At 38.6% G+C, this 11,906-nt stretch carries 9 protein-coding genes; all 9 read right to left on the reverse strand.

Annotated features, from left to right (window positions below; all coding sequences use genetic code 11):
* Nucleotides 1–42 precede the first annotated feature (42 nt).
* The 9 genes from REI64_RS02335 to REI64_RS02375 all read right to left on the reverse strand — a co-directional run bounded on the left by REI64_RS02335 (nucleotide 43) and on the right by REI64_RS02375 (nucleotide 11,867).
* Complete coding sequence (locus tag REI64_RS02335) at nucleotides 43–1,830, reverse strand: STN and carboxypeptidase regulatory-like domain-containing protein (RefSeq protein WP_308848479.1); 1,788 nt, start codon at nucleotides 1,828–1,830, stop codon at nucleotides 43–45.
* Between the two features lie 2 nt (nucleotides 1,831–1,832).
* On the reverse strand, nucleotides 1,833–2,786 hold the full coding sequence (locus REI64_RS02340) for a FecR domain-containing protein (RefSeq protein WP_308848480.1): 954 nt from the start codon (nucleotides 2,784–2,786) through the stop codon (nucleotides 1,833–1,835).
* Between the two features lie 10 nt (nucleotides 2,787–2,796).
* The gene (locus REI64_RS02345) at nucleotides 2,797–3,405 is read right to left on the reverse strand and encodes an RNA polymerase sigma-70 factor (protein WP_308848481.1); all 609 of its coding nucleotides are present in this window, start codon (nucleotides 3,403–3,405) and stop codon (nucleotides 2,797–2,799) included.
* Between the two features lie 122 nt (nucleotides 3,406–3,527).
* Nucleotides 3,528–5,021: a DUF4833 domain-containing protein gene (locus REI64_RS02350; protein WP_308848482.1), complete on the reverse strand. Its 1,494-nt coding sequence runs from the start codon at nucleotides 5,019–5,021 to the stop codon at nucleotides 3,528–3,530.
* Nucleotides 5,022–5,111: 90 nt separating this feature from the next.
* The gene (locus tag REI64_RS02355) at nucleotides 5,112–5,771 is read right to left on the reverse strand and encodes a head GIN domain-containing protein (protein ID WP_308848483.1); all 660 of its coding nucleotides are present in this window, start codon (nucleotides 5,769–5,771) and stop codon (nucleotides 5,112–5,114) included.
* A gap of 216 nt (nucleotides 5,772–5,987) precedes the next feature.
* The gene (locus tag REI64_RS02360; protein WP_308848484.1) at nucleotides 5,988–7,163 is read right to left on the reverse strand and encodes a hypothetical protein; all 1,176 of its coding nucleotides are present in this window, start codon (nucleotides 7,161–7,163) and stop codon (nucleotides 5,988–5,990) included.
* 202 nt (nucleotides 7,164–7,365) lie between these two features.
* Nucleotides 7,366–9,723: a phosphocholine-specific phospholipase C gene (locus REI64_RS02365; RefSeq protein WP_308848485.1), complete on the reverse strand. Its 2,358-nt coding sequence runs from the start codon at nucleotides 9,721–9,723 to the stop codon at nucleotides 7,366–7,368.
* Between the two features lie 105 nt (nucleotides 9,724–9,828).
* Nucleotides 9,829–10,698 (reverse strand): aldose 1-epimerase family protein, encoded by an 870-nt coding sequence (locus tag REI64_RS02370; RefSeq protein WP_308848486.1) that lies wholly within the window; start codon nucleotides 10,696–10,698, stop codon nucleotides 9,829–9,831.
* 188 nt (nucleotides 10,699–10,886) lie between these two features.
* Nucleotides 10,887–11,867, reverse strand: coding sequence for a D-glycerate dehydrogenase (locus REI64_RS02375; RefSeq protein ID WP_308848487.1), 981 nt, complete (start codon nucleotides 11,865–11,867; stop codon nucleotides 10,887–10,889).
* Between the last annotated feature and the right edge of the window lie 39 nt (nucleotides 11,868–11,906).

Genomic DNA, 11,906 nt, shown 5'->3' on the forward strand with positions numbered 1-11,906 from the left:
CCGAAATAGGTATTAGTTCTAGCAAAATAGGGTTTTATACGCTTAAAAGATATTTATACCTGCGGCCCACCCAAGCCAACCGCTATTTCCATTAACTGTTCTACTATTCGCTGGAGCTATTTGCGATTTATATCCGTTGGCAGCGATATAGTTAAGTGGAGCCCCGCTAATATAATAATTAAGCACAGGTGCACCGTAAATAGCAAAGCCTTTAAAAATTCTTACTTGTAAATTGACCTGTAGTTTATGGAGTATATTTGGGTAATCCCATCGGCCTAGATGCAGATGTTGCACCGTAAGCTCGGTAGATACCGACAACCTCTTCCCTGCAAAAAAATCATGTCCAAAACCAAAGCCGAAAGTTTCTATTTTTTCGTTCTCAACAAAGTTTTTTCCCAATAAAAATATAGTATAAAGATTTGCATTGCCACTTTTAAATGAAGCGTTGGCATTGATTAAATCATTAGAAGACAAACTAATCTTGTGATAACCATGTCTTACAACATTTATTAGCCCCAAACTAACACCTGAAGAAGTATCGGCAATATTAATTAAGCCCAATTGAAAACCTTTATTACGTTTAGCATAATTTATTATGCCTGATATTTGCACCCCCTTCATGTTACCTAAAGCAGTATTTCCAAATGCAGAAAGCTGAAAACCCTTAGTTTCTTTTCCTACAATATTTAGTAAGCCCGTAATTTGGAGGCCTCTTAAATCGTTTTTTGCCAAGTTACCCAAGGCAGAAATTTGCATTCCTTCTACCAAACCTCTAGAATAATTTGCTGTAGAAATTTGGATACCATTCGTCTTTCCACGTACATGGTTATAAACTCCAGAAACCTGAACGCCGTTGGCATTTTGCCCTACCATATTTACTACGCCAGCAATCTGTGCACCTTCAGTATTACCTCCATTAATGTTTAAAACACCAGCAACCTGAACGTACCTCACATCAGCTTTGTTCATATTAAATATGCCGGCTATTTCGGCTCCATCTACTCCAGCGGTATATCCGCCCATCAAGTTAAGCGAAAATTTGTTCACCACGCTTCCACTCATACTACCATGCGAACTTAAGCCCGGTGTAATAGATGCCTGTACGGGCATATTAGCAAGGAAGTTAGGAATATTCATGTTCTGGATACGCTGCTTAGAAGAAGTTAACCAACGGCTAATTCCAAAACTTTCTAGCATATTAGATACAAAAGTTCCTTTCTCCTTGTCGGGATCATCGTAGCCCTGCGGTTTTACATCAATACTTGAAAGAAAAATAATAGAGGTATCACGATAGGTTTCCTTACTTGCCGTTAACACAATTGCATTATGGTTTCCCTTAAATTTTAGGCTGAAATAGCCTTCATCATCAGTAATTGCAGACTCTAACAATCGCTTCTCATAAACACTTGCGTTTCTTACTTTCTTGCCCGTTTGCGTATCTACCACTCTGCCAGAAATAGCATATAAGTTCTCGGCAGTTACAATGCTTTCTGCTTCGATAGCGAAATGATTGACCGCATAACGCAAAATAATATACTCATTATTTTCTTTGTAAGCTACTTTTCCATCAAAAAGCTGATCTAAGACATCTCTAACCGGTTTGTTGCGCACACTAAGATTCACAATACTATCCTGCCCAAACAATGCTCCGTTATATGCAAAATAAAATCCGCCAGCATTACCAATTTTTTGGAGTACAGTACTAATCTTCAGCGATTTTACATCAAGCGTTACCAGCTTGGCCAAATTACTCTGGTTATAATTTACAGATGTTTGTGCAGCGCAAAAAAAACTAATAAAAAAGAGGGCGACAAGTAGTTTGGTTTTCATTTCTACTTTTTAGACAGCAAAATCTCATCTTGGTTACGCTGCATTTTCAAATCGAGGGTTAAACATACCTCTTGTAAGTTCTTTTGTAATGAATATTTCAATGGCAAAGTGATAAAAATCTTCTCCCTTTTTATATTTTCAGCAACCGATATTTTCGTTCCATAGGCATCGCTTAATGTTTCGGCTAGTTTAGATAAAGGCGTATTGCTTGCCACAAAAATCCCTGTGCGATAGTAATTATAGAGTTCGTCTTCGGTTTGCATTTTTACCAGTTCTTTTTCATCTGACAACAGTATACGCTCTCCCTTAGTAAGCTTTAGTTCTCTACTAGCCCTACTTATCTTCACAATCCCACTTTCTACAATTACTTCTACACTATTTTTATTTTTTTTGATGTTGAAGGATGTACCTACTACCTCTACCTTCACATCGTTAATATCGATGACAAAAGGATGCGAACGGTCATGCGCTACATCAAAGAAAACCTCGCCGCTTTTAATTTCTACCTTACGATTGGTTTTAAAATCTGTAGCATAGCTGATGTTTGTATTTTTGTTGAGCACCAATTGGCTACCATCGGGCAATGCCTGGTTTAGCACCAAATCGTTACTGGCTAGATCTGTATATCCGCCACCAAATTGTTGATAGACCAGCCAGGCACCAAAGCAAAGTACAAAAACCGCAGCCACTCGTAACCAAATAGCAATTGGTTTTATTTTTCTGACTATCGGCTCTGCAGTCTGTTTTTCATCAACACGTTGTTTAAACTTCTGCCAAGCCAACTCTTCATCTACCTCGTGATTTTCGGTTAGGGCAGCACTCTCATTCCAAATACGCTCAAATTGCTTGTAATATTTTTCGTTATCAGCACTAGCAACAATCCACTCTTGTACTTGTGCCTTTTCTTCTGCTGTGGTTTCGTTAAGCAGAAACTTTATCAATAACTCGTCATTCATATCGCTTTGCTTAATTTAAATATTCGTTATGGTTTGCCAATCCTAAGAGGATTAAGATTAGAAAATCTACTAGTTTTAAACGGAGGATTTTTAAAGCCTTGCCCATTTGGTTTTCTACTGTTTTAACCGATATGCCTAATCGTTCTGCAATCTCCTTATACTTCAACTCTTCGAAACGGCTCATCTGAAAAATGATGCGACATTGTTCTGGCAAAGCATTTAATGCAAACTGAAGTTCTTTTTGTAATTCGGAAAGTTCAACTTTGTTAGAAGCCTCCTCATGATGCGTGTTCATGGTATGCACCGTAAAATCTTGGTACTTTGTCTTAACTTGCTCGTGTTTCAACAAGTTCAGGCTATCGTTATAAATACACTTGTACAAATATGCCTTTACCGAAGTCTGCACATCTAGCAAATCTCTTTTTTCCCAAAGTTTTAAAAACATAGACTGCACTACTTCTTCGGCAGTGTCCACATCTTTCAAAAGCATATTGGCATAGGCATGCAAGGCCTTGTAATGCGCCTTAAAAAGTTGCTCAAAGGCAACATCAGTATATGTTTGCACGGCTGTATTCACGTTAATATTGCTCAAATATATTGGTTTGTTTTTTAACCACATAGGCACACAGATATTAGGAACTATTTAAAATCACATTTTTGAATGATGGCTGTTGACATTCCAAAAAATTTATTTCTTATCAATCTAATTCTATGTTTCTATGTGTTTTCATTTTCATACAACTAACCGCTTGTCAACAAATTAATTCTCTTCAAAATTTCTGCTCCGTTTTCAGTATCAATGGTAAACAAATCAATGTAATGTACTTTCGGGAACCAGAAACTACCACCTTCTACCTTTACGAAAACCCGTTTCAGCAACAAATCCTTTCCTTCATCTTTGATATAAAGACGATATTGTTGGTCTATAGGCGATTTTTGCAAATACATGGGCAACTTTTTGTAAGAAACTAATCGAACTTCGAATACATCATTTTCCACCTGCCTGCACTCTACACCATAAGCAAACTTTTTTTCGATGGCTGACAACTCTTTTATTTTTCCGTTTTCTTCGTACCTAATCCATAAAGCTTTAACGGGAGATTTCTCATTCAACACCCCATCTTTATCTAGGTTCAATTGATAAACCACGGTATTGGCATCGGGCGTTCGCTGCAAAAAGAAAAGCAGGTTTTTTATTTTTGGCTCTGGTAATGGTGGCTGTGCAGCTAACAATTGTCCAAGCATCACTAAAAATAAACCTAAAATTGTAGCTTTTAAAAACCACGCTACACTAGTCTTTTTGGTTTTAACAGGTTGATGAGCTGCTTTGTAACGATAAACCCTGGTTGGACTAGCAAACATAAAAAACAGCATTTCTTTCAAACCATCGCTTTGTCGTATATCCTTAATAATGTCCCTATACTCGTGAAAATTTAGCACAAAGGGGTTTTCTTTGTTAGCCAAAGGCGATGTTAAACCATACTTAGGCTTTTCTTCCTCATACTGAAAAGTACCAAAAAGATGGTCCCAAATCATCAGCGTTGCACCAAAGTTTTTATCGATATACTTTTCTTGACTGCCATGATGTACCCGATGATTGGAAGGCGTACCGAAGTACTTTTCAATGAAAGGATGTAACTTGCCAATGGCCTCGGTATGCACCCAAAATTGGTAAAGTGTACTCATTTGGCTGGCTACCATAAAAATCACCGGATGAAAACCGCACAAAGCCACTGGAATAAAAAAAACAATCTTGACGTGCTGCACCCAACTTTGCCTAAAAGCCACAGTTAAATTGTAATGTTCTGCCGAATGATGCACTACATGCGAGGCCCAAAAGAAGCGGTTAAAATGTGAAATTCGATGCGACCAATAACTGCAAAAGTCGTAGATAAAAAAGCAAGGGATTAAGCTCCACCAGCTAAACTGCATACGCCAAGGCAGCAAATTATACAACCAAACAGCCGCCAGCAAAAGGCTCGATTTTAGTACAAGATTAACCAACAAGTTGCCTAAACCAACCCAAAGCGAACCTTTCAATTCTGCATGGGTGTAATCTTCATGTTTAAAAATTTTGCCTAATGTAAATTCCAGTACTGTAAATACCGCAACTACAGGCAAAGCATAGGCAATAAGATTGGGCGTATTGTTTTGCATCAGATATAGCTCTTCCAGGGCAAGCTTTTCGGCACCAAAATTGGCACCGAAAGCTTGCCAAAAAGTTTGACCAGCCATAAGTTTAATGGTTAATGATTAAAATATTCTTCAAATCCTCCCCCTACCCCCTCCATGAGGGGGACACAAAGGAGCATAGACTAGATTAGATTATAACTTGATAAGTTTTCCAGAACCGCTAATATCTTGCTGTATTGTTGGATTGCCTTTATAGTAAACCTTACCGCTACCGCTGATTTTGGCTTTCAAATTATCTGAAACCTGAAACTTTACGCTACCGCTACCAGATACATTTGCTTCAGCTTGCTTTGCTCCAACTTCTTCTAAATCGGCTTCTCCAGAACCAGAAATCTCTACTTTCACTTGCTCTACCAGCATTGGGCTTTCAACTTCAACTTCTGCCGAGCCACTTATAGCTACCGACAAGCTTTGTTGTGCCGGAAAGCTACCTTTGATGTCTATTTCTCCACTCCCGCTAACATCAATCTTTGTAATGCTTGGCATCGTTATTTCCACTTCAATATCGTCGTCTTTTACATTTGCATTTTCATAGCCCAAATACAGGACATTATTGGTTACTCTCGTTTTAAAATAAGGAATTAAATTGCTAGAACCCTTGACCACCACCTTAAATGTGGTGCCGTAAGTGATTTTTACATCGGTTGCTCCGCTAGAGTTTACACCCGTAAATTGTGCTATATCTCTAGTTTCTGAAATGATATTTCCGTTTCCAGTTAAACGGTCTTTTTTACAAGCTGAAAAATTGATGATGGCGATTAAGCCTAAAATAATAATGATAAAATGTTTCATCTTAAGATTTGGTTTTTAATTGTGATGAAGCTATCATGATTTACTTATTGAATATTACAGTTGGTAAATCATGATGGTTTCATGATGAGTTAATTATGATTTGTGTGTTAACCCCTCTCTGTCCTTTGGGCATCTCTCCCCTCTTGGGAGAGAACGTTCTTGGGAAAGTAATCGGGAATTTTAATTGTTTATATTCTTTATTGTTTTTACGTTAATTTAAAAAACGATTTGTAAACCAGCTTGGTAACCAATGTGTAGCGATTGCCTAAAATCTGACCAGTCATTTTGCCAAGTATGGATAACCAGCTTCTCATTTTCTGGGTGCAATGCCAAGCCTTCTACCGTATTCGTGGTAACAAAGTTGAACGATGGTCCTCCAAAAATCTCTAACCAAGGTGCAACCTTAACGGCTGGCAACATCCTCAAAGTACTTTTAAAATATTCGCCATATTTAAAGCTTTCTAAAGTAGTTTGCGTTAGCTCTAGGTTTAGCCTAAAGTGCTTCGATTGGAAAAAATGTGCTCCAAATCCCGCCTCGAAAGCATAAACCTCATCCTTATTTTTGAAGTTATAACCTGCCCCAATAATACCGTACAAATGTTTTCCTCCAGACCTGAACGTTAACATAGACGTCTGACTTTCATCAATGGTTGCAGCAATACTTTTTTCTCCGTTTTTAATGATGTTGATGAGACCAATAGGACAGTCGCTTGTTTCTGCAATATTGATAAAGCCCGAGATTTGCGCTCCTTTTACTTTCTTTGCTACGTTAATAAAACCAGCAAACTGACCACCGTTTACATCTTTGGCAACGTTGATAAAACCTGCAAATTGAGACTGAGTTACGTTTTTAGCTGTGTTGGTAAAACCCGCAAACTGGCTTCCCTTTACATTACGGGCAACATTAGAGAAACCTGCAAACTGAACACCATTCACATCGCCTCCGGCCGTATTTAAGAAACCAGAAAATTGTGCACCTTTAACTTCGCCCTGCACTAAATTTGCGAAGCCAGCAAACTGCGGCCCTTTCACCGAGCGTGAAGTATTTAAAAACCCCGCGAACATCGCACCACGAGCTTCTTTACCTACATGGTTAGAGAAACCTGCGAAAAGTGCTCCCTTCGCTTCGTTACGCACCACGTTAGACAAACCTGCAAATGCACTACCTCTTTCTACCGAAGAAACACCTGCCAATAGATGAACAGACAAATCGTTGGTATCTAAAGGAGCATTGGTACCATTAGTGCTTAGCGGATAAATTAACCCGAAGTTGGCTTTTACGGTTTTATGTTCTTGAGCATTTGCCTGAAAAGCGAAACCCAATGAAGCAAGCCCTAAGCAGGCTAGCTTTTTAAAGTTATTGATTTGATTTTTGTAGTATGAATGTTTCATTTGTGTCTTATTTAAAAATGAGACAACAAGAATTTAATACACCCCTACGCTAGAGATAAAAAAAATTGAAAATTATTTAAAATATTGATTTACAAAAACATTCTTTGTCCGTTGGCTGAAGCCAACGGCAATGAGATAGCTCAGACATCCACAAATTCATTGTCTATTCATTGCCGTCTGCTTTAGCTGACGGCAAGAAAAATTATAATACTCCACCCATATAAGGGTCTGTAACACTTTCTTTTCCATTTTCTACATGGCCTGAGTAATGCTTTTTATAATCATCAAATCCCTTTACAGTAATGATGAAATTATACCAATGGTAGTATTTTTGAAGGTTTAATGAAACTATTTTTTTGGTGCGAGCATCGACTTTAATCACTTTGTTATTAGCTTTATAAGCATCATCACTAATGACAACCTCCAACGACTGAGCTCCAGTATTTTCAAAATGCAATTGCAAATTCCCCGAATTCTTACGCAGCAATCCTTGATGTTCGCCAGCACAACTTACCAACAAATCTGGGTCGGCCTTACTGCCCAAAAACCTGCGATAAAAACCATTCGGTCCATGTACCGACAAATCATATTTACCTTGGGCAAAAGCATCAATTTCCCAGTTATCTTCTAGCTCATCGTTTGCTTTTACTGCGATATACCAATTTCTGCCTTGTTCGCCGCTATAGGTATTTAATGCAGAAACGTTGAATGGCGCACCCACACTATGTTTCTCCGTCTTAAAATTAAGTACAACACTACTTTTCGCTTCGTTCAAACGGGCATCAACAGCCAAATGATATGGCAAAGCACAAGCTGGCTTTGTTCCAATTTCTTGTTTAGCCATCAAGGCTGATGAATTTTCTTCTACAGCATTGTATGCATTGATTTTAACAATGCCTTCTTCCTTCAACGGATGTGGTCTTTCTTGTTTAGGTTTGTGTTTTACATTCTGTATGTGCTTAATCACTTCATGTCTCACCAAAGCATTTGGCTTAGTCAATTTTTCTCCATTGTAAGGTCTAAACACCGAAGTCATATCTCCACAAACTGCCCTGCGCCAAGTACTTATTTGTTCACTTTTCAGTTTCTTTCCTACCTTACGATGCAGGAAATTTTCTAAAAACATCAAAGTACTGGTATGGTCAAAAATTTGTGAATTTACATAACCGCCTCTACTCCAAGGAGAAGCTACAATCATAGGCACACGATAACCTAAACCAATTGGACTACCTTCTTCCGCCTCATAATCCGATGCAGTATCAATACCCTCAGAAACCATTCCTCTAGCTCTAGTATTTGGTTTCGGTGCAACAAAAGGAGGTATGTGGTCATAATAACCATCGTTCTCATCGTAATTTACAATGAATATAGTTTTCTTCCAGACCTCTGGATTTTTAGTAAGAATATCTAAAGCTTCAGAAACATACCAAGTACCATACAGCGGCGAACTCGTATGGTCCGAAAACCGTTGAGGTGCTACTAACCAAGAAACAGTAGGTAGTTTTCCTTCATCAACGTCTTTTCTAAACTGATGGAAAATATCACCCTTTGGTATATTCAGCACATCAACAGTACCATCTTCTGCAATTGGAACAGTAGTGGGCTGCAACTCTAAATAATCTTCAGCATTAATATTTGTGGTAAAAGCTTTGTCAATCAAGTTTTTTTCTCGCTCACTTAATGCATTGTATTTCTTCAACACTTCTTCGGCAGAAAGATTTGGCGTAACCGTTTTATCACCATTCTTTCTAAAGTAAGCTGATAGTTTCACCTGATGTCGCTTCACGTATTCAAGTGCATTATCACCATAATTACCTAGCCAATCATCAGTTTCTGATGGTAGTTTGGCAGTCCAAATTTCATTCTGGTAAACCCGCCAATCCACACCGTTATCTTCTAACAGCTCAGGAAATGTTGGCCAATCTACAAACTTATTGGTGTGCGACTCAGCCTGGTAGTTACTTACCACTGGCCGCAAAGATTTATCATTAGGGTTAGGACGAACATTGCCAGTCCAGTAGAACAATCGGTTTGGTGTAGTACCAGTTAAAGACGAGCAAAAATGATGGTCGCAAACGGTAAAGGCATCCGCCAATGCGTAATAAAAAGGCAAATCTTCCCGCTTGTAATAAGCCAACGACATTACCGACTTAACGGGAACCCATTTGTCGTATTTACCTTCGTTACGGGCCGCAATTTGGTCGGGCCACGAATGCGCCAAGCCACCCTGCCAAGTCACTTTTGTTTTATTAAGGTCGATATGAAAAGGCGTATAAGCATTACCCTTCGCATCACGCTGTAACCAAACTTTATCTTGGTTTGGCAAAATATGCGGATGCGGGTCGTTGAAACCTCTCACACCTTTCAAAGTACCAAACATGTGGTCAAAAGAACGGTTTTCCTGCATTAAGAAAACTACGTGTTCAGCATCGTAAAAGGTAGTGCCTGGGTTCGGATTAATGGCCAATGCCCTTTGGATAGCCTCTGGAAATACATTTGGCAACACCGCTGCACTCGATAAAAGGCTGGCTTTTTTTAGGAAATCTCTTCTGGTATTCAAATGTTACGGGCTAAAAGTATTATTGATTGTAACCACATAGAAACATAGTTTTTATTTATTATAATTTCTACAGTCTTAATATCCTATGTGGTTTATATATTTTTTCTAAAAGCAGCAAACTTCCCAGCTACGTTCCCAAGTTTCGCCTGTTGCTAGTTTTTCCATCCCTTCTTTTTCTTCTAGTTTTTGGTTGTGGTTAATCCCATCGGCTATACCACACCAAGGCTCTAAACAAACAAAATCTGCATCTATGGCGGCCCAAATCCCAAAAAATGGAAAATCTTCAAAATGGAAATTAATTCCGTTATAGTTCTTGGTATTCAACAAACGAATTTGGTTACTTTTTAAGTTTTTAAACACTAGCGCATCACCGTAGAAAAGCTCATGCGTTAAAGGCAGCATTTTATCTTTCAGTTGCACTGTAGTGGTGTTATCCGAAATCAAGTTATCTTCAATGTGATGAAAAGTGAGTTCATCATCTTCATTAAATTGAAGGTAATAATCAGTATATGTACCTTCATTATTTAATGGTGCCGCAAAAGCGGGATGTGCACCAATAGAAAATAAAATATCGGTATTGCCTGGATTAAAAACCTGATAAGTACATTTTAAACTTGCGCCTTGTAAATGATACTTCAAGCTAAGTTCAAATTCGAATGGATAGCTCTTTAAGGTTTCTTCGGTATGTTTTAACCTAAACGCTATTTCTGTTTCGCTAAGTTTCTCATGGCTAAACTCCATGTCACGAGCAAAACCATGACGAGGAAGGCTATATTTTTGCCCCTGATATTCGTAAGCATTCTCTTTAAGTGCGCCCACTATCGGAAACAACACTGGGCTAAACTTGCCCCAAAACTTTGTATCGCCGTTCCACATATAGTTAATTCTACTATCTGTGCCAACAATGCGCTGTAGCTCGGCACCTTTAGTGGAAAAATCAATGGCTAGATGTTCGTTCGTTATAGAAACTATCATGAAATAAAAATAGAATTTTTATAGATAGCTTTTCAAAATTTTAACAAACGCTAACAGTTTAAACCCTCTCTGCCCCTTGGGCATCTCTCCCTGAAAGGGAGAGAAATTAGCGAAATGTCTATGCAACTTTGTTATTCTCTCCCTTTTAGGGAGAGATGGCGAAGCCAGAGAGGGATTTACACACTCCCTTACCCCTCATAAACCTCAGGATTAATTACCTGTGGCATTCTTTCGCCTTTTAAAGCAGCCACGATATTTTCGGCAGCCATCATCGCCATTTTTTCACGGGTTTCTTTGGTAGCAGAGCCGATGTGAGGTAGGACGCAAACATTCTCCATATTTAGAAGAGGATTATCTTTTTGCATTGGCTCGGGATTGGTAACATCTAAACCCGCTCCCCAAATGGTTTTATTTTGTAGTGCGTCAATTAAATCTTCTTCATTATGGATTGCACCCCTAGCGGTATTGATGAAGATTGCATTAGGTTTCATTTTACTAAAAGCAGTTTTATTGAAAATACCTTTGGTTTCGTCCGTTAGATTTACATGTACGGTCAGCACATCGCTCTGCATTAACAACTCGTCAAAAGAAAGGTACCTAGCCGCCACTTCCTTTTCTGCTTGTTCATTTCTGTTTCTGTTATGATAGATGATATCCATCCCATAAGCCGCTTTGGCTTTTTTTGCCATCTCTAAACCAATCCTCCCTAAGCCTAAAATACCTAAGGTTTTACCATACAATTCTTGCCCCAAATTCTGCATGGGGTCAAAGAAATTCCACTCTCCTCTTTCAATACTTTTGTTCATATAAAAAGCATTGCGGGCAACAGCTAACATCAATAAAAAAGCAGTATCCGCGGTAGTTTCGCTCAACACATCGGGTGTGTTAGAAATAGGTATTCGATGTTTGTTAGCAGCTTCCAAATCAACCTTATCGTAGCCTACACTCATTAAAGCAATACCTTTTAACTGTGGGCAAGCGCTTAAAAAGCGTTCATCAATTTTATTTGGACCAACACTTAACAATGCCACATAACCTTGGCACATTTTTATCAAGTCTTCTTGCGAGATGTTCGTAAGCTCGGTATAAACCGTAGGCTCGTAACCAGAGTTTTTGATAAATGCCAAAGCATTTTCGCTTATACGACGGGTAACTAAAACTTTCTCCATAATTTGAAATACAATCACATCAACTCCCAAAAAGTGCTT

Origin of the sequence: Pedobacter sp., assembly GCF_031119335.1 — a bacterium.
Classification (GTDB): Bacteria; Bacteroidota; Bacteroidia; order Sphingobacteriales; family Sphingobacteriaceae; genus Pedobacter.

Coding starts and splice junctions, on each gene's coding strand:
- REI64_RS02335 (WP_308848479.1), bottom strand. CDS start 1,830: ATGAAAACCAAACTACTTGTCGCCCTCTTTTTTATTAGTTTTTTTTGC.
- REI64_RS02340 (WP_308848480.1), bottom strand. CDS start 2,786: ATGAATGACGAGTTATTGATAAAGTTTCTGCTTAACGAAACCACAGCA.
- REI64_RS02345 (WP_308848481.1), bottom strand. CDS start 3,405: ATGTGGTTAAAAAACAAACCAATATATTTGAGCAATATTAACGTGAAT.
- REI64_RS02350 (WP_308848482.1), bottom strand. CDS start 5,021: ATGGCTGGTCAAACTTTTTGGCAAGCTTTCGGTGCCAATTTTGGTGCC.
- REI64_RS02355 (WP_308848483.1), bottom strand. CDS start 5,771: ATGAAACATTTTATCATTATTATTTTAGGCTTAATCGCCATCATCAAT.
- REI64_RS02360 (WP_308848484.1), bottom strand. CDS start 7,163: ATGAAACATTCATACTACAAAAATCAAATCAATAACTTTAAAAAGCTA.
- REI64_RS02370 (WP_308848486.1), bottom strand. CDS start 10,698: ATGATAGTTTCTATAACGAACGAACATCTAGCCATTGATTTTTCCACT.
- REI64_RS02375 (WP_308848487.1), bottom strand. CDS start 11,867: ATGGAGAAAGTTTTAGTTACCCGTCGTATAAGCGAAAATGCTTTGGCA.